The organism is Paenibacillus sp. 7541 (assembly GCF_002276395.1).
In the GTDB taxonomy this organism is placed as follows: domain Bacteria; phylum Bacillota; class Bacilli; order Paenibacillales; family Paenibacillaceae; genus Paenibacillus_AQ; species Paenibacillus_AQ campinasensis.
In genome coordinates this window covers 107167-124724 of sequence record NZ_NQLZ01000011.1, presented here as the reverse complement: position 1 = coordinate 124724, position 17558 = coordinate 107167, and the positions used below count along the sequence as shown (strand labels likewise).

The 17558-nt window shown below is 52.0% G+C and carries 17 protein-coding genes; 7 read left to right on the top strand and 10 right to left on the bottom strand.

Annotated elements, in window-relative coordinates:
- Positions 1–77 precede the first annotated feature (77 nt).
- The 5 genes from CHH75_RS06600 to CHH75_RS06580 all read right to left on the bottom strand — a co-directional run bounded on the left by CHH75_RS06600 (position 78) and on the right by CHH75_RS06580 (position 5508).
- Positions 78–1502 carry an NAD-dependent succinate-semialdehyde dehydrogenase gene (locus CHH75_RS06600; protein ID WP_095397793.1) on the bottom strand — a complete coding sequence of 475 codons (1425 nt, stop codon included), beginning with the start codon at positions 1500–1502 and terminating at the stop codon, positions 78–80.
- 227 nt (positions 1503–1729) lie between these two features.
- Positions 1730–2713 (bottom strand): siderophore ABC transporter substrate-binding protein, encoded by a 984-nt coding sequence (locus CHH75_RS06595; RefSeq protein ID WP_095397792.1) that lies wholly within the window; start codon positions 2711–2713, stop codon positions 1730–1732.
- A 146-nt stretch (positions 2714–2859) separates the two neighbouring features.
- On the bottom strand, positions 2860–3618 hold the full coding sequence (locus CHH75_RS06590) for an iron ABC transporter ATP-binding protein (RefSeq protein ID WP_095265847.1): 759 nt from the start codon (positions 3616–3618) through the stop codon (positions 2860–2862).
- Positions 3615–4565, bottom strand: coding sequence for an iron chelate uptake ABC transporter family permease subunit (locus CHH75_RS06585; protein ID WP_095265848.1), 951 nt, complete (start codon positions 4563–4565; stop codon positions 3615–3617). Before CHH75_RS06585 ends, CHH75_RS06590 begins: the two co-directional genes overlap by 4 nt.
- A complete protein-coding gene (locus CHH75_RS06580) occupies positions 4555–5508 on the bottom strand; it encodes an ABC transporter permease (RefSeq protein WP_095265849.1) in 954 nt (317 codons plus the stop codon). The genes CHH75_RS06585 and CHH75_RS06580 overlap by 11 nt, the downstream gene beginning before the upstream one ends.
- Before the next feature lie 424 nt (positions 5509–5932).
- On the opposite strand from CHH75_RS06580, the gene CHH75_RS06575 reads away from it, so the two are divergent.
- A complete protein-coding gene (locus CHH75_RS06575) occupies positions 5933–6535 on the top strand; it encodes a nitroreductase family protein (protein WP_095265850.1) in 603 nt (200 codons plus the stop codon).
- A gap of 163 nt (positions 6536–6698) precedes the next feature.
- Here CHH75_RS06575 and CHH75_RS06570 read toward each other — a convergent pair whose 3' ends face one another.
- Positions 6699–6794 carry a sporulation protein YjcZ gene (locus tag CHH75_RS06570; protein WP_095265851.1) on the bottom strand — a complete coding sequence of 32 codons (96 nt, stop codon included), beginning with the start codon at positions 6792–6794 and terminating at the stop codon, positions 6699–6701.
- A 103-nt stretch (positions 6795–6897) separates the two neighbouring features.
- Positions 6898–7596, bottom strand: a complete 699-nt coding sequence (locus CHH75_RS06565; RefSeq protein ID WP_095397791.1) for a nucleotidyltransferase domain-containing protein — start codon at positions 7594–7596, stop codon at positions 6898–6900.
- 171 nt (positions 7597–7767) lie between these two features.
- Here CHH75_RS06565 and CHH75_RS06560 point away from each other — a divergent pair, with 171 nt between their 5' ends.
- Positions 7768–8508, top strand: coding sequence for a class I SAM-dependent methyltransferase (locus tag CHH75_RS06560; protein WP_095397790.1), 741 nt, complete (start codon positions 7768–7770; stop codon positions 8506–8508).
- Between the two features lie 191 nt (positions 8509–8699).
- On the opposite strand, the gene CHH75_RS25215 is transcribed toward CHH75_RS06560, so the two are convergent.
- The 3 genes from CHH75_RS25215 to CHH75_RS06545 form a co-directional block, all read right to left on the bottom strand.
- Entirely contained in the window at positions 8700–8882 is a 183-nt protein-coding gene (locus CHH75_RS25215; protein ID WP_095265854.1) for a hypothetical protein, read from the bottom strand.
- Positions 8883–9108: 226 nt separating this feature from the next.
- Entirely contained in the window at positions 9109–9477 is a 369-nt protein-coding gene (locus CHH75_RS06550) for a sensory rhodopsin transducer (RefSeq protein WP_095265855.1), read from the bottom strand.
- A gap of 33 nt (positions 9478–9510) precedes the next feature.
- Positions 9511–10626 (bottom strand): rhamnogalacturonan acetylesterase, encoded by a 1116-nt coding sequence (locus tag CHH75_RS06545; protein ID WP_095397789.1) that lies wholly within the window; start codon positions 10624–10626, stop codon positions 9511–9513.
- Positions 10627–10906: 280 nt separating this feature from the next.
- Here CHH75_RS06545 and CHH75_RS06540 point away from each other — a divergent pair, with 280 nt between their 5' ends.
- The 5 genes from CHH75_RS06540 to CHH75_RS06520 all read left to right on the top strand — a co-directional run bounded on the left by CHH75_RS06540 (position 10907) and on the right by CHH75_RS06520 (position 17545).
- Entirely contained in the window at positions 10907–12652 is a 1746-nt protein-coding gene (locus CHH75_RS06540) for a cache domain-containing sensor histidine kinase (RefSeq protein ID WP_095397788.1), read from the top strand.
- A 3-nt stretch (positions 12653–12655) separates the two neighbouring features.
- Positions 12656–14200: a response regulator transcription factor gene (locus CHH75_RS06535; RefSeq protein ID WP_095265858.1), complete on the top strand. Its 1545-nt coding sequence runs from the start codon at positions 12656–12658 to the stop codon at positions 14198–14200.
- A gap of 139 nt (positions 14201–14339) precedes the next feature.
- On the top strand, positions 14340–15677 hold the full coding sequence (locus tag CHH75_RS06530) for an ABC transporter substrate-binding protein (RefSeq protein WP_095397787.1): 1338 nt from the start codon (positions 14340–14342) through the stop codon (positions 15675–15677).
- A 131-nt stretch (positions 15678–15808) separates the two neighbouring features.
- On the top strand, positions 15809–16708 hold the full coding sequence (locus CHH75_RS06525; protein ID WP_095265860.1) for a carbohydrate ABC transporter permease: 900 nt from the start codon (positions 15809–15811) through the stop codon (positions 16706–16708).
- Between the two features lie 60 nt (positions 16709–16768).
- Positions 16769–17545, top strand: a complete 777-nt coding sequence (locus tag CHH75_RS06520) for a carbohydrate ABC transporter permease (protein ID WP_425320444.1) — start codon at positions 16769–16771, stop codon at positions 17543–17545.
- Positions 17546–17558: the final 13 nt, after the last annotated feature.

Sequence of the window (17558 nt, the reverse complement as noted above, 5' to 3'; positions counted from 1 at the left end):
AAGGCGCCGTTTTCGGGCGCTTTTTTGGGTTGAGTCCTATCGAAGGCTGCTTGTTCCCACTCGCTGCTACAGCAGCACTACAGCCCGATTGAAATATATTTCGTTTCCAAATATTCCTCGATGCCGTACCGGCCGCCCTCGCGGCCAAGACCGCTTTCCTTGAACCCGCCAAAAGGGGCCTGCGCCGTCGAAGGCAGCGCGTCATTAACGCCCACGATCCCGTAATCCAGCGACTCAGCCAACCGGACTGCCTCGCCCAAATGCTCGGTATACACATAGGCGGCCAGCCCATACGGGCTGTTATTGGCCCGCTCCACTGCCTCCTCGATCTTCCGGAAGCTGGAGATCGGTGCCAGCGGCCCGAAGGTTTCCTCGACCATGCATAGCATGTCATCAGTTGCATTCATGATCACTGTCGGTTCCATATAATGTCCCTGCAGTTCGCCCAGCACACGGCCCCCTGCCAGAATGACGCCTCCTTTGTCTACGGCATCCCGGATGTGGGCCGCTACCTTCTCCACCGCATCCCGATTGATCAGGGGACCGATATCAACGCCCTCTTCCAGACCGCTGCCAACCTTCAGCGCGCGGACCAATTCCGCGACTTTGCCGGCGAATGCTTCGGCAATCTCCTCCTGCACATATACCCGGTTGGCACACACGCAGGTTTGGCCCGCATTGCGGAATTTCGAAGCGATCAGTCCGGCAGCAGCCTTATCCAGGTCTGCTTTGGCCGTTACGATGAACGGCGCGTGTCCACCAAGCTCCAGTGATATTTTCTTGATATTGGCCGCCGCTCCCTCCATCAGCATTCTGCCCACTTCGGTTGAACCGGTAAATGACAGCTTTCTCACTCGGGAATCCTGCTGCCACACATCCACAATGTCCGCCGACGGCCCGGTTACGATATTGATGACACCTGCTGGAAAACCGGCCGCCTCCGCCAGCTCCACCAGCTTCAAAGCGGTGAACGGCGTCTCACCCGACGGCTTGATCACCACCGTACAGCCTGCAGCCAGCGCCGGGGCTACTTTGCGCGTAATCATCGACGCGGGAAAGTTCCATGGCGTAATGGCCGCAACAACCCCGACCGGCTGTTTGGTCACAATAATGCGCTTCCCGGAGGACGAGGCCGGAATCGTATCGCCATATACCCGTTTACCTTCCTCAGCATACCAGGATACAAAACTGTTCGCATACGCAATCTCCCCGGCTGCCTCCTTCAGAGGCTTGCCCTGCTCCAAAGTCATGATCCGGGCCAATGCCTCCGTATGCTCTTCAATCAGATCATGCCAGCGCCATAGCAGCTTGCCGCGCTCATCTGCCGTTGTGCCCGACCAGGAAGCCAGCGCCCTGGCAGCGGCGTCAACCGCCTGCTGTGCCTCCTTGCGGCCGGCCTTGGCTGACGTGCCAAGCACCTCACCGGTCGCCGGATTATAGACATCCGTCCCCTCAGGGGTCCCGATCCACTCTCCATCTATATAAATGTCATTCCGAAACATTGCAAATCCCTCCCATTAAAAATAAGGCTGCCTTCCATCTCTATATTATCACTTAACCTTCTGCCCAATTGCAAAACGGACAACGCTCTATCCGGACCAGTCAGGCTGGACTCAGACATCGCGCACCGCCTTAATCCTCATCTCTGATCATAAAAGAACCTCACCTCCCACGTCTGCGTGGAAGATGAGGTCCTTGGGGTAGTAGGTGATGAAAGGACAAGCTTGGATTATTCGATAGCCGCTTCTACTTCTTTCACCATTTCCGATACGGACAGCAAGCCGCCGCCGGAGAGGTACCAATAGTTAGGGTTCAAATAAACGATATGGCCTTCTTTATAAGCATTGGTTGTTTGGACAAGCTCGTTCTCTACCGTTTGCTGTGCGCTCGACTCGCCGCTTCCTGTTGTCACAACGGCACCGCGGTCAACAACAAACAAGTAGTCCGGATTTTGCTCTACAATGTACTCATTGGAAATGTCCTTGCCGTGCGTGCTTACTTCAATGCTGCTGTCAACGGCTTCAAAGCCGAATACATCGTGCAGAATACCGAAGCGGGAACCCGGGCCGTAAGCGCTGATTTTGCCTTCGTTCGCCAGAATGATCAATGCATTTTTGCCGGAAGCTGTCGCTTTTTCATTCAGAGCCTTAATGCTCTCCTCAATGTCGGCAAGCTTTTGCTCAACCTCGGCATCTTTATCGAAGATTTGCCCCAGCGTATGCATGTTTTCTTTAAAAGAATCCATGTAACGGCTTGTATCTACCCCCAGATAAATGGTTGGGCCGATTTTTTGCAGCTCGTCATAAGCTTCCTGCTGTCTTCCGGAAATGATAATCAAATCCGGTTTGATGCTGTTGATTTTCTCGAAATCCGGCTCCTTCAAGCTGCCGACATTCTCGTACTTGGCATCCTCGAATTTGGACAGATACGGAGGAATGTTCGCCTGCGGCACACCGGCTACTTCAACGCCGAGCTCATCCAGGGAATCCAGAATCCCGAAGTCAAACACAACGACCTTGGCCGGATTCTTTGCCACTTTGGTTTCACCAAGCTGATGCGTAATCGTCAATTCCTCAGCTACAGGAGCTTCAGACTCGCCACCGCCGGCACCATTCGCTCCGCCTGCAGCGCTGGAAGCTCCTTGATCCTGACCGCATGCTGCGATTACGATAGTAAATACGGTTAGGGTTAATAGAATCAGCCATTTTTTCATATGTAACACTCCTCTAAATATTATATAATATCTTCAATTTCTTACTATATATGGATTCTTAAGACGGCAGTAAGCCTGCCCTGATAAGCCAAGGCCACAAGGGCCTTGTGCTACAGATCGTAAAGGCTGAGCCTACTCATGAAACATCAGGCATAATACACGCATACACGGTTGTCATTGATTTCCTCAATCTTGATATCCATATCGTAGATGTCCCGCAGTACCTGACTTTGAATAATCGAGTCTGTCTTACCCTCGTTCTCAATTCGTCCATCCTTCAACGCCACGATGTAATCGGAGTAAAAGGAAGCAAAGTTAATGTCATGGATGACAATCACAATGGTTTTGTTCAGATCCGCAACAAGCTTTCGAAGGATCTTCATAATCTGGACCGAGTGTTTCATATCCAGGTTATTCAGAGGCTCATCGAGCAGGATGTAATCGGTATCCTGGGCAATCGTCATCGCGATATACGCGCGCTGCAGCTGCCCGCCGCTCAGCTGGTGAAGATACCGGTGCTGCATTTCCTCCAGCCCCATATAGCCGATCGCTTCATCCACGAACTTCTCATCCTCTGCATTCAGCCTGCCTTGGGAATACGGAAAACGCCCGAAGGATACAAGCTCTCTCACAGTCAGCCGCAGACTGATGTGATTGGACTGCTTGAGGATGGAAATTTTCTTTGCCAGATCACCGCTCTTCCACTGGCTTACCTCTTTGCCATCAACCAGAATTTGTCCGGTGTCCTTGCCAGTCAATCTGCTGATCATGGACAGCAAGGTGCTTTTTCCGGCCCCGTTGGGACCGATGAACGAGGTAATTTGCCCTGTCGGGATCGTAATCGACACATTATCAACGACTTTTTTGCCGCCATAGACCTTCGATACATTCGTTACCTGGATCATGCTTTACTCTCCTTTAATAGCAGATAGATGAAATAAACACCGCCGATGAAATTGATGATGACACTTAGCGTCGTGGAGAAAGTGAATACCCGTTCTACCACGAGCTGCCCTCCGACAAGCGCGATCACGCTAATCAGAATGGAAGCGGTAATGAGATAGGAATGCCGGTAGGTCTTCATCCATTCATAGGCCACATTAACGACCAGAAGGCCCAGGAATGTAATCGGCCCTACCAGGGCGGTCGCTGCGGAGATCAATATTGCAACGACAATCAGCAGCCGCTTCACCGCATAATCATACGGAACCCCGAGATTGATCGCCTGCTCTCTTCCGAGTGAAATCACATTCAGATATTTGGCAAACCTTGCAAAGTACAGAAGTGCTGCAGCCATTACGATGCCGGCGATGAGCAGCAGCTCGGTCTTCACATTGTTGAAGCTGGCAAACATCTTGTCAGATACGAACTGGAACTCATTCGGATCGATGAGCACCTCCATGAAAGATGTCATACTGGAGAACAGCGTCCCGAAGATCATGCCGATCAAGAGCAGGAAGAATATCGATCTGCTGCCTTCCCTGCGGAACAACATTTTGTACAGTATCCCTGAGAAAATCACCATGAGACAGACATTTATCAGAAAGTTCGCATTCGCCCCCATCTGGTACAGGGTAAAGGAGCCAAATACGAAAATGACTGTGGTCTGAATGAGCATATACAGTGAATCCAGCCCCATAACGCTTGGCGTCAATATCCGATTGTTCGTTACGGTCTGGAACACCATCGTTGACAGCGCAATGGCTCCGCCGGTCATTACGATGGCCAGCACCTTCTTGACTCTTCGCGGAAACGCATAATCCCAGCTTCCATTAAGATCAATGAGCAGGAACAAAGCGATCAGAACGGTGGACACCGCAGCCAGGAGAATGATTTTGCCTTTAAGATTCATGTGCCCTTCTCCTCATCAGCAAATAGATAAATATACCGCTTCCGAGCACGCCTACAGTCAGACTGATCGGAATTTCATAAGGATAGATAATAATCCGTCCCAGAATGTCGCAAAACAGCACAAACCCTGCTCCCAGCAGCGCGGTGTGCGAGAGGCTCTTCTTCAGGTGATCCCCCTGATACAGGCTGACGATATTCGGAATAATGAGCCCGAGAAACGGAATCATCCCTACCGTCAGGACGACGGATGCCGTTACCATCGCCACGATCACAAGGCCGGTGTTCACAACACTTCGGTAATGGAGGCCCAGGTTCGTTGCGAACTCTTCCCCCATTCCGGCGACCGTGAACTTGTTGGCAAACAGATAAGCCAGAACGACAAGCGGTATGCTGATGTACATCAGCTCGTAGTTTCCTCTGAGAATCATGGAGAAGTCTCCTTGAAGCCAAGCGGACATGTTCTGAATCAGATCATATTTATAAGCGAAGAATGTCGCAATCGAACTGACGATGTTGCCAAACATCAATCCGACCAGCGGGATAAAGACCGCGTCCTTGAACTTGATCCGATCCAGTATCTTCATAAATATGAACGTACCGGCAAGAGCGAATACGAAGGCAACGAGCATTTTGACAAGCGGACCCGAAGTCGAGAAGACGAGCATTGCAACCAGAATTCCCAGTCTGGCCGAATCCATCGTTCCGGCTGTCGTTGGCGATACGAATTTGTTGCGGCTGAGCTGCTGCATAATCAAACCGCAGATGCTCATGCTTACACCGGCTAATAGCAGACTCACCAGCCTCGGTATTCGGCTCGCGACCATAATATGCTGCTGCTGCTCCGTCATACGGAACAGGTCAAGAGGGGTGATGTCCTTGACCCCGATGAACAAAGAGATCATGGACAGCACGATAACGATGGCGATCAAATATCGAATCTTCATGGCACTTTCCTTTTAATGCAGTGTATCAGCAGCACAAGCGATTTTGTATGCCGACCCAATTGATAGTGATTCTCATTTTCGCTATGTTTAGCATTATAGCATTCACTTAATTTGCCATCAAGTCTAAATGAGAATAAAAATCAATTAAAATTTGATTTTTGTCATTTTCGTGGATTTGGTTCACAAGACGTCTGAATGTTTAATTTTCTTCTTGACAGCGATGACGAATTTGTAATATTATCCTTACATAAATATTATTCCTTACCATTTGTAAGTAAGTAGGGAATAATGATTAACGAGGGATTTTTCCATTGGAATTCCCTCGTGCATATTCGCCTGATTACAGGGAAATCTTAAATCAGGTTTGTATCTGAGAAGCTTGGCCATTTTTGGTACAAAAACAACGATAGCAGGAGGTTTACCCATGTCCAAAGATTTTTCTACAGCCATTAAAGAGCGCCGTTCTTACTATGCCATCACGAAAGAATCTGTCATCTCTGACGAACGGATCCAAGAAATCGTGAATGAAGCCGTGAAATACACGCCGTCTTCCTTCAACTCCCAAAGCGCACGTGTCGTTGTCCTGCTTGGTGAACAGCATGATAAACTGTGGAATATTACAGAAGGAATTCTGAAAGAAGTGGTTGGCGATGGAGATGCTTTCAAATCCACTGCCGAGAAGATGGCTTCCTTCCGTGCAGGTTACGGTACGGTATTGTTCTTTGAAGACAATGATGTCGTTGCAGACCTGCAGAAAAACTTTGCACTGTATGCAGACAATTTCCCGGTATGGTCCAATCAATCCAACGGCATGCTGCAGTTAGTCGTTTGGACAGCCCTCGAGGCAGAAGGTCTTGGCGCTTCGCTCCAGCATTACAATCCACTGATCGACGACAAGGTCAAAGCCGAGTGGAGCATCCCGGACAGCTGGAAGCTGATCGCCCAGATGCCGTTTGGCAAACCGGCAGCCGAGCCTGGAGACAAAGAATTCGCTCCTATTGAAGATCGCGTAAAAGTATACAAATAAGGAATTCAGGAGTTGGTCATCAGCACGCGAGTGCCGTCAGGCCAGCTCTTTTATTAACAAAACTCTGCTTCCCCTCATCCATGAAATGATAAAGACCCGGCCTCACGGCCGGGTCTTTATCTCGTGTATCGCGCGTTACTAGGATGCCTTGCCCATGGTGGGATTAAACCCAAGCAACTGTGATGATAACAAGCAGGATGAAGAGGACCAGAACCACACCTGTAGAAGTTCCCCAGAAACCACCGTATGCTCCGCTCATGGCAATCCCTCCCGAAAAAATAAGGTTGCGTGATGTAATCACAATATTAATCTATTAGTGATGCAGCCTCTCGGGAACGGCGATTGTCCTTCTTGTCCTCAGCCTATTCTTCGTATCCGACAAGAAGAAACCCGCCATAGGCATTCAGCGTATCGGCGCACAGATCCATCAGCTGAGCGGGCTCATCCTGATGATAGATCGCCTCCATCGCTTGCTCCAGCCGCTGCGAGAAGTCAGGATCGAAAGCGCTCAGCAGGCGAAACAGCGTCTTGCCTTCTCCTGTCCACTGATTATGAACGCGCAGGACAAACTCACATAGCAGCGTTGTAATCTTTTGCACGGTGAACCATAGCTCCGCTCCCGGCCGCACACTTCTCAGATCAGCAATGTACTCTGTGAGCATGTAACGGTATGCGTCAATATCCGATGAAACCAGGGGCAACGGTCCGTAGCGAAGATCGCTCTGCGCCTCATGCAGAACCTCGTCGCCATCCGGTGTGCGGCGAATGACTTTGCCTTCGGCAATAATCCGCTGCAGGGTCGGGTTCCCCGCCATAATTCCATGGTCAAAATAAGTACGATATACGTCTATAGGCAGCAGAAACAGCTCTACTACCCAGCCGCAAGCTTCTATGGTTCTCCGCTGGAGCTCTTCCCCGTCACGCTTGACAACCGCAATATCCAAATCGGAAAATTCGTTGAACTCGCCGCGTCCTGCGCTCCCGCCCAGCACAGCAAGCAAACAGTCCGGATACGAATCCTCAATAATTCGCTCCGCAGCCAGCATCGGCTCCATCCTCATCGTTACCTTCCCCCAATGCCTATTCCGGACACCGGAACAGCCCAGTTTCCCTTCCCGATAAAAAGGGCTCAAAATATTAAATTCAGCTTAAACGAAAGACGTACCTCCATCATATGGTAAATAAAACGAATGTGTTGGTGCTGATTATAGGGAGAAGGGATGCTTACAAACATGAACTACATTAATATGCTGTCAAAACTCGGTATGGGCAGCGCCCACCCCGGCGGATTTGAAGCGACGCTGCGGCTGCTGAAGAACTATCCGATTGAGCCGGGCAGCCGGATTCTTGAGGTTGGCTGCGGAACCGGACGAACCGCCTGCTATTTGTCCGAGCAGGGACATCATGTGACAGCCATTGACCTGAATGAGCACATGCTGAACAAAGCGCGGACTCGTGCCACAACGATGCAGGTTGAGGTCGAGTTTCTGCAAGCGGATGTCTGTGCCCTTCCGTTTCCGAATGCGCAGTTTGACATCATTATTGCAGAATCCGTGACCGTCTTCACCGATACAAGCCGTTCTCTTCCGGAATATAGCCGGGTTCTGGCTCCCGGCGGCAAGCTGTACGACCGCGAGCTCATTCTGGACAAAAACATGCCGGAGGCAAAGCTCTCGGAACTGCAAAACTTCTTCGGCATTCCGCGGCTGATGAAGCGGGAGGAATGGAAACAGGCCTTTCTTGACAGCGGCTTTGGAAGCCAGGACATCCTTGAATATCATTACTTTACCGAGCAGCTGAAAGAGGATCAGACCCGCCACCTGGACGCACTGGAGCTGCGCGACGAAGGCGCTTTGCTTGACCTGTCACTGTGGGAAACCGTGTTTCAGCATGACCGGATGATTCTCGACAACAGCGATTACTTGGCATCCGCACTGTTCCTCGCTCAAAAAGCTGAACATGCAAGCTCATAGCCTCGACCACAGCTTCAATCCATATAACAAGGGCCCCCGTCGCCTTCGCACGAGTGGCCCTTGTCTTCGTCAATGTTTGATTTCATCATGATCTGTCCAGCCGTTCCGGAGCGGCTAAACCGGCTGTTTTCTTGCTACAAACGTAATCCACTTGCTTCGGAACAACACCTCGCGACCGGCCATCTCCACCCTTAAACCGCATCTACTCTCGATTGCGGTGCCCCATCACAACGTTTGCATACCTTGACAGCCGTACCGTCAGTTTTCGTGCGGGGATAGAGAAGCTTCGTGCGAGTGCTGCCGCAGATTGGACAAGTGCCGCGTGCTCGGCTTGGCAGATGCCATAGTGATTTTCCTCTTTTTTGTTTGGCCATCGATCATTCCCCCATTCATCGCTTTCAGAACTGTACTATGACAGTGCTTAAATATATGAATGGGCTGGTTAAAAGATGACGTCCGATTCGGCTGCGAGAGTGCTCCCCGCCATGCCATCATCAATAATCTCTAGTTTAGCATGCTCTTCCAGTGTTTGACGAACATTAGCGGTAGCAAGCTTAACTGTAACAACTCCTCCTGAATGTGACTCCCCGAACTCGCTCCCTACTCCCTCACCGGAAAAGCCATAACACTCATCAGAGCATTCTCCGCCTGCGTGGAATCGAGCCGGCTGTACTGCACATATACAGGCACAGAGCTCCGCACCTCCATCGCATAGGGGACACCGGGAGGAATCCGTTCGCTGCCCGCAATTAATGAGCTCGTTCGAATATGGCGTGTTCTTCGCGCAGGCACGATGGCCTGCATATTCATCAGCGGCTCGCGGTCTTCGAAATAAGCATGAATCGTCACCTCCGCGTCCTGATCCGAGGTGTTCAGCACACAGACCGATTCATGGCTGACCAGTTCCCCGCAGCTTGACGGCGGAATGTATCCGTCCGGAATGATCCATAGCGTTTCAGCTTTCGACATCTAACATCGCTCCCTGCTCGATTGGATTCCCACTTACTTCAGATACATATGCAGCTGCTCAAGCTGCTGTTGCTTCAAACCTTGTGCAACCAATTCGGCCAGCCGGATCGCGCCCCATTCCTGAAAATGGGTATCATCACGTACCCCGTCTGGAAACCGAATAAATTCCCCCGGCGCCCCCCACATAAAAATTGATTTGGTCCCTTCCGGTCCCAGCCTGGCAAACAGCTCCGCACTCATGGCTGCCAGGTCAACCAGCGGCACCTGCTCCTCTTCCGCCAGCTGCCGCACAGCGGCGATATAATCGCCATGCGTGTCAATCAGCGTACCCTCGCTGTCAAAATGCCGGCGATGCACAGGTGTAATGAGGACAGCCGTCGCCTTCCTCTCCCGACAAGCGTCGATGTAAACCTTCAAATGCTCTTTATACGTGGTGAACGGATCGGTATGCCGGGCCTCATCCAGCTTCTGATCGTTATGGCCGAACTGGATCAGCACATAGTCATTTGGCTTCAGCCGTTTCACAATCCGGTCCAGCACCCCCTCTGTAATAAAACTGCGGGAACTGCGGCCGGACAGAGCGAAGTTACGCACGACAAGATCAGGCTTGATATACAGGGGGAGCATCTGCCCCCACCCTGCGTATGGATACATCTCGGCTGGCTGATTCGTCACCGTCGAATCCCCCGCGATATAGATCGAGCTGGACGGAACGGACCTCACCTCCAGCGCAGCGATGCGCGGAGCCCGGCCGGAGAAGGTCAGAATGATGGTGCCATCCACAGCCTGCACAGCGAAGCTGTAACGCTCGAAATGCCCCGCCGGCGTATGCAGCCGGTGCAGCAGCAGCTGCCCTTCCTCGCCTCTTACACTTGTCTCCGTCTCGAATCTCGCATCACCAATCAGCAGATCAATTCTGTAATTGCCGTCCGGTACATCGATCCGAAACGATGCATTCACCGGAATCAGCGAGGTGCAGCGTAGCCCGGTCTCCTCATCTCGCGAAATATTCGTTACGCTCCCCGCGTTCGTGAAGCCATAACCTGCCGCCTCCTCATACCTGGTGTCTGCACTTACCGGAATATAGCCTTCCGCAGCTGCTTTCACCGCTCCAAAATCAAATTGCCACACCTGCACTACAGACTCCATGCGTATCCCTCCATAACGTCTAAGATCATTATGCCTGACCCCTCCTGTCCCATGAATGGCCTAAACCGATCACCTTGTTCAAAAAACCGACGAGATGATGTCAAGCACGGTCATGAGCGGCCAAGCTTCCTTTCGCGGCACCCGGCGTCTCATCAATAACAGAAAATCCGTTCATACCGCGCTATATTGACAGCGTTTTCAAGTGAGTACATAATGTGTAAACAACATCGCATTCACCTTGCCGTCGTCTCATATTCCACTGCCACAAGGAGAGGTTGCCGTGCATCGATGGATCGCTCTCTACAAAAATATGAAAATCAAAAACAAGCTGTCGCTGCTCATCACCTTCATTGTTGTCATGGCGTTTACGTTTGCGGTCATCGTCCAGCAATATGCTTTCTCCATCTATGATGAACAGCTCTACCTCAAATCATCGCAGGTGCTCCACCTGTCTTCCTCCGCCATCGAGGCGGAGCTTGAACGCATCGAGCAAGTATCCTTCACCATCATGACCGATACCCAAATCCAGAGTCTGCTGCGCTCGATTTCCGGCAGTGAATCGGATTATGACAGGCTCATCCACAGCCAGCGGCTCGTGGACCTCCTGCTCAATTACGCCGGTTCCGAGCCGATGCTTCATTCCGTCCAGCTGGTCGACAAGCAGGGTCACACGCATGATGCCGGCAATGTCATTCCGATCGATACCGCCAAAAAGCAGCATATCGTGCAGCTCGCCGGTGATGCTCAGGGCGCCCAGGCCTGGATCTACCCGGATGACCAGGATGCCGCCCTGGTGCTGGCCAGAGAGATTCGCTCCTACTCCGGCACCCTGTTCGATCTGAATTATCTTGGAACGCTCATTATCCGCATCAATATCGATAAAATTGTTAAAAAATCAGCCTCCGAAGACGGCGATCTGATTATGATTTCGGGCTCCGACGTTATTTTTCCTGCCGTTCCGCCACTTAACCCGGACGAAATTTTGCATTCGATAACATCCGATAACGGGTACTTCACGCAAGAGCTTGAAGGACAAGCCTTTTTTGTCGCTCACAGCCGATCCGGCAATACAGGCTGGACCTATATCAGCCTCACCCCGTTTAACAAAACGTTCAGCCAGGTCATCTTCATCAAGGAGCTGGTGATCATCGTATTTATCGTCATTTTTGCGGTGGCCATCCTGCTTGGCATCCGGTTCAGCCGCGGCCTTACCCGCCCGATTGAATATTTGATCGCACGGATGAAGCTCGCGGAGAAAGGCAATTTCGCACAGGCCGGTGTTCTTCCGCCCGATGCCGCTCCGGTCGGCATGGATGAGCTCGGACTGCTGCATCGCACCTTCCGCCTTATGATTGAGCGCATCAACGGGCTGATTACGGAAAACTACGCCAACCGGCTGCTGATCAAAGAGACGGAATTCAAGGCACTGCAGGCCCAGATCAACCCGCATTTTCTGTATAACACGCTGGAGTCGATCAACTGGATTGCCAAAATGAATAAACAAACCCAAATCTCCGATATGGTCCAGGCGCTCGCCTTCCTTCTGCGTCATTCCGTCAGCCTGAAACAGCCGATGATCACGCTCGGGGAGGAGCTTGAAATCGTGAAGCATTATATCATTATTCAGAAATTCCGCTTCGAGGAGCGGCTTGAATTTTCAATGAATGTGGACACGCGATACGACCGTCGCACAATTCCGAAGCTCACGATCCAGCCGCTGCTGGAAAACGCCATACATTATGCCCTTGAGCCTGCCATGACCCCATGCCATATCTCGATCCACGCAGACGAGGACGAAGGGGCATTTCGCATCATCGTGGAGGATACCGGTCCCGGCATCCCTGCAAATATGCTGGAGCAGCTTCGCACAGGCGAAGCTGCAGCAACCGGCAACGGCATCGGATTGCTGAACATTGATGAGCGCATCAAGCTGGCCTATGGCGAGGACTATGGACTGCAGATCGATCCAGTGTCCGGGCGGGGCGCCCGCATCATCATTATACTCCCTAAGGAAACGGAGGAATGACGATTGTACAAAGTGCTTCTGGTAGATGATGAACGCATCATTCTGGATGGCATCTCCCGCATGGTGGACTGGGCGGCTTACCAAACCGTACTGATCGGCACCGCTCAGAACGGACTAGCGGCATACGACATCATCGTCAGCGAATCCCCGGATATCGTCATTTGCGATATTCGGATGCCGGGACTGGACGGGCTGGAGCTCGTAGCCAAGGCGCATGCTACCCACCCCCACATTCAATTTGTCCTGCTGTCGGGATTCGGTGAATTTGAATATGCCAACCGGGCCATGCAGTATGGCGTCAAGCATTATCTGCTGAAACCGACCGACGAGTCCAAGATCGGAGAAGCGCTGCAGGGAGTCATTGGAGAGCTGTCCCAGCGCAGGCGGACAGAATCTTTCATCCTCGATATGAAACGAAGGCTCCATAAAGTGCTCCCGCATGTAAAAGAACAGGTCCTCAAAGAGTTCGTGACCAACAAAACCTACGGACGCCATGATCTGGAGGAATACCGCGGCCTGTTCCAATACGATTTCGACCATCCTGTCAGACTGCTTCTGTTCCAGCCGGAAGGGGAAGCCGACTTCGAGCATCAGTTCGCCGTCAAGAACATTGCCGAGGATCTTCTCGACAGACCGCTGCTCAGCACAACCATCGGGCAGCATATCCTTGTTCTGACCGAAGATGCGGCGGAAGAGCCCCTGCATGACCGCATCCAGGATATCCGCTGCACCTTCCGTCAATATTACAAGCTGGACCTGACGATCGCGATCAGTGATCCGGGCCCTATCACTAGAGCGAGGAAGCTGTACCGCGACACCCTCCAGTGTCTGAACTACCGCTTCTATCTGGACGAGAGCGGCATCATTACGGCGAGGGACACGCTCGATACCGATCGCTCTGCCAGCTCGTTCAGTTTGGATGAGGAACGCTTGTGCATGCCCGTCCGATCCGGCCATCTGCAGGAGGCGCAGCAAGCGCTGGCCGATTTCATCCAGGAGCTCAAGGAAGCCCAGCTTGGCATTGAGCTGACCAAGTCCTATGCCATCCAGCAATACGTAGCGCTCATTCGGCTTGCCGACCCTGCTGAGATGAGCCAGAAGTATAAACGGATTTCCGAGCTCGCCGAAGGGAACACGCTTCAGGCCATTCAAGCGGTCCTCGATGACACCGTCAAGGAGATTGCCGGACGCAACTATGACAGGAATTCGTTCAAATATAATGCCATCGTCCGCAAGGTGCTCGATATTATCGAGGACCAGCTCGGCAACTCGGATCTGTCGCTAAATGTTGTGGCCCGCGAAATGCTATATATGAATCCCGACTATCTCGGCAAGCTGTTCAAGAAGGAAACCGGTGAGAAATTTTCCAACTATGTGATGAAACGCCGCATGGAGCAGGCCACGGTGCTGATGAAAGAGAACCCGGACATTAAAATATTTGAAATGGCAGAGCGGCTCGGCTTTGGCGACAATCCCCAGTACTTCAGCCAGGTGTTCAAGAAACAGATCGGCTGCACCCCTTCCGAATATATGAAAAAAGAGGTTTGAAATAAGGAGGAAATCTCTGCTTTTTAAACAAACAGCACGGTTTTTTTCCTTACCCTTTCCTCTTCGGCATTTAATAATTGGTAATGTAAGCACTATCAAAAAAACTGTCGGTAACGTTCTAACAAGGGGAGGAAATGGAATGAAAAAAGTGCTCACCTGGATTATGTTGTTTTCTCTGATCGGAAGCCTGATCGGCTGTGCGGGTGGAGGAGCCGCCGAGCAGCCGGAAGCAACCGGCACCGATGCGGCGCCTGCCGCCGGCGCAGGAGATGCCAACACCCCCGTCAAGCTTCGCATCGCCTGGTGGGGTGGCCAATCGCGGCATGATTACACGCTAAAGGTCATTGAAATGTACGAGAAGCAGAATCCTCATGTCACGATTGAGCCTGAATACGCCCCGTTTGACGACTACTGGAAGAAGCTTGCACCGCAAGCGGTGGCCGGAGGGCTGCCGGACATTATTCAGATGGATATCTCCTATCTGAACCAATATGCGGGCCGCAACCAGTTAGCCGATCTGAAGCCCTTCATGGACAGCGGATCGCTGAATGTGGACGACATCAGCGAGAACGCCCTGAGCGGCGGCGAGGTAGACGGCAAGCTGGTCGCCATGAACCTCGGGGTTAATGCTCTTCAAACCACGTTTGACGTAGAGACGATGAAAGCAAACGGAATCGACATGCCGCCGATGGACTGGACCTGGGACGACATGGACAAATTAGGAGCCCAGGCCAAGGAGAAAGGCTATCAGATCGGCGGGTTTGCTTACCGCCATGACGTCTTCTTCCCTTACTATCTGAGAACGATTGGACAAAAAATGTACAGCGAAGACGGAAAGACAATCGGCTATCCTGATGATCAGGCCTTCATTGATTATTTCACAAGATATCAGCGCTGGTATGACAGCGGCTATATACTTTCGCTCGATAAGGAAGCGCAGAAAAAAGGCGTAGCCGAGGAGGATGAAATCGTGCTCGGCAACTCCATCTCGGGTACCGGCTGGTCGAACCAGTTCCTTGCTGTAGCGAATCTGGTGCCTGACCGTCCGCTTGAGCTCCACCCGATGCCGGGTCCCGGCATCAAGGAAGGGCTGTTCCTCAAGCCTTCCATGTACTTCTCGGTGACGGAGTCCTCCAAGAACAAGGAGGAGGCTGCTAAATTCATCAGCTTCTTCGTCAACGACATCGAGGCCAACAAGCTGATTATGGGCGAGCGCGGCGTGCCGGTATCCTCCAAGGTCAAGGAAGAGCTGCTTCCGCTCCTGTCCGAGAATGAGGCCAAGATATTCGAGTATGTCACCTGGGCTGAAGAGAACAGCAGTCCGGGAGATCCGCCAAATCCGATCGGCGCCGTGGAAATCGAGAAGCTGCTGCGCGATTTAAGCGAGCGGATTCTGTTCAAGAAGATCTCTATCGAGGATGCGGCTGCCGAATTCCGCAGCGAGGCGAATGCTATCCTGGCAAGATCGCAGCAATAGCCATATACGTTTATCGTTGCTGAACAACGGGGCATTTCCTTGAGCTTGTTCCCAAGCCGCCGGGAATGCCCTCTTTCTTCGGCATAAGTGAGTGAGAGGCTGTCATACTTGAAACTGAGGGGTTGAAGCTTATGAAGAAGCTCAGGGAGAACGAGCACATCACCGGGTACGTATTCTCCGCTCCGTTTATACTCGGCTTTTTGATTTTTACACTGTATCCCATTCTTTCGTCACTGTACTACTCCTTCACCAACTATAACCTGATGGAAGCGCCGCGATGGCTCGGCCTCGCCAACTATGAACGGATGTTCATGGAAGATGCGAAGATCGCCAAGTCATTTCAGGTGACTTTCACTTATGTCTTCGCCAGCGTTCCGCTCCGGCTCATCTTCGCCCTGTTCGTTGCGATGATTCTCAACGCCTCCACCCGGGCGGTGGGCCTCTATCGCTCCGCCTTCTATCTTCCGTCCCTGATCGGGGGAAGCGTGGCGGTGGCGATTATGTGGCAGCAGATTTTTGGAGACAAGGGTCTGGTCAACTCGTTCCTGTCGCTGATCGGCATCCCCTCCTCCACCTCTTGGATCGGCAATCCGAGCACGGCACTGTGGACGCTGGTCGCCCTGTCGATATGGCAGTTCGGTTCCTCGATGATTATTTTTCTGGCCGGTCTGAAAAATATCCCCAGGGACTATTACGAGGCCGCCAGCGTGGACGGCGCCAATGCGGTTTCGCGGTTTTTCAAAATTACGATCCCGCTGCTGAGCCCGATCATTCTGTTTAACCTGACGCTGCAGACGATTTCGGCATTTCTGACCTTTACGCCAGCGTACATCATTTCCCGCGGGGAAGGCGGCCCGCTGGATCAGACCTTGCTGTACTCGCTGTATCTGTACCGCAAGGCGTTCTCGCACTTCGAGATGGGATATGCCTCCGCGATGGCATGGATCATGCTGCTGATTGTCGGGATTTTCACCGCACTGATCTTCAAATCCTCCACCGCCTGGGTTCATTACGAATCGAAAGGAGACTGACCGATGACCAAGTCCGGACGCTTCACGTACCACATATTGGTCGGATTGCTGGCCCTCGGCATGACCTATCCGATCCTGTGGCTGGTTGCCAGCTCCCTGAAGCCCAACAACGAAATTTTCGCCACGGCCTACAGCCTCATTCCAAGCCGGCTGGAGTTCGCAAACTATGTCACCGGTTGGCAGGGGTTTGCCGGCACGACGTTTGCTACCTTTTTCAAAAACTCGTTCATTATCGTGATCATCTCCACCATCGGTGCCGTGATCTCTTCCGCGCTCGTCGCTTACGGGCTGGCGAGAACCCGGTTCTTCGGCCAGAAATTCTGGTTCGCCTGCATGATGGTCACGATGATGCTGCCGCATGATGTCATTATCGTGCCGCAGTACGTCATGTTTGCCAAATTCGGCTGGCTGTCGACCTTTAAGCCGTTGATCGTTCCGCATTTCTTCGGAGCGCCGTTCTTTATCTTTCTCATGATGCAGTTTATCCGCACCATTCCGAGGGAGCTCGACGAAGCCGCCAAGATTGACGGGTGCAGCAAGTACGGCATCTTCTTCCGGATCGTCGTTCCGCTGATCGTACCGGCGCTGATCACCTGCTCGATCTTCTCCTTCTACTGGAGATGGGACGACTTCATCAATCCGCTGATCTATCTGAACAATCCGGAGAAATATCCGGTGTCGCTTGCGCTCAAGCTGTTCCTGGACGGCGAATCGCTGAACAACTGGGGCGGGATGTTTGCGATGGCGACGTTGTCGCTGCTGCCGGTTGTGATTGTGTTTTTTATCTTTCAAAAATATATCGTGGAAGGCATCAGCACCACCGGTTTGAAAGGATAATACTTGCTATGGC

Bases quoted from the DNA above. Each gene is read 5' to 3' on its own strand.
- CHH75_RS06590 (WP_095265847.1), bottom strand. From the start codon at position 3,618: ATGATCCAGGTAACGAATGTATCGAAGGTCTATGGCGGCAAAAAAGTC.
- CHH75_RS06595 (WP_095397792.1), bottom strand. From the start codon at position 2,713: ATGAAAAAATGGCTGATTCTATTAACCCTAACCGTATTTACTATCGTA.
- CHH75_RS06570 (WP_095265851.1), bottom strand. From the start codon at position 6,794: ATGAGCGGAGCATACGGTGGTTTCTGGGGAACTTCTACAGGTGTGGTT.
- CHH75_RS06580 (WP_095265849.1), bottom strand. From the start codon at position 5,508: ATGAAGATTCGATATTTGATCGCCATCGTTATCGTGCTGTCCATGATC.
- CHH75_RS06545 (WP_095397789.1), bottom strand. From the start codon at position 10,626: ATGGAGTCTGTAGTGCAGGTGTGGCAATTTGATTTTGGAGCGGTGAAA.
- CHH75_RS06560 (WP_095397790.1), top strand. From the start codon at position 7,768: ATGAACTACATTAATATGCTGTCAAAACTCGGTATGGGCAGCGCCCAC.
- CHH75_RS06600 (WP_095397793.1), bottom strand. From the start codon at position 1,502: ATGTTTCGGAATGACATTTATATAGATGGAGAGTGGATCGGGACCCCT.
- CHH75_RS25215 (WP_095265854.1), bottom strand. From the start codon at position 8,882: ATGGCCAAACAAAAAAGAGGAAAATCACTATGGCATCTGCCAAGCCGA.
- CHH75_RS06525 (WP_095265860.1), top strand. From the start codon at position 15,809: ATGAAGAAGCTCAGGGAGAACGAGCACATCACCGGGTACGTATTCTCC.
- CHH75_RS06585 (WP_095265848.1), bottom strand. From the start codon at position 4,565: ATGAATCTTAAAGGCAAAATCATTCTCCTGGCTGCGGTGTCCACCGTT.
- CHH75_RS06520 (WP_425320444.1), top strand. From the start codon at position 16,769: ATGACCTATCCGATCCTGTGGCTGGTTGCCAGCTCCCTGAAGCCCAAC.
- CHH75_RS06550 (WP_095265855.1), bottom strand. From the start codon at position 9,477: ATGTCGAAAGCTGAAACGCTATGGATCATTCCGGACGGATACATTCCG.
- CHH75_RS06530 (WP_095397787.1), top strand. From the start codon at position 14,340: ATGAAAAAAGTGCTCACCTGGATTATGTTGTTTTCTCTGATCGGAAGC.
- CHH75_RS06575 (WP_095265850.1), top strand. From the start codon at position 5,933: ATGTCCAAAGATTTTTCTACAGCCATTAAAGAGCGCCGTTCTTACTAT.
- CHH75_RS06565 (WP_095397791.1), bottom strand. From the start codon at position 7,596: ATGAGGATGGAGCCGATGCTGGCTGCGGAGCGAATTATTGAGGATTCG.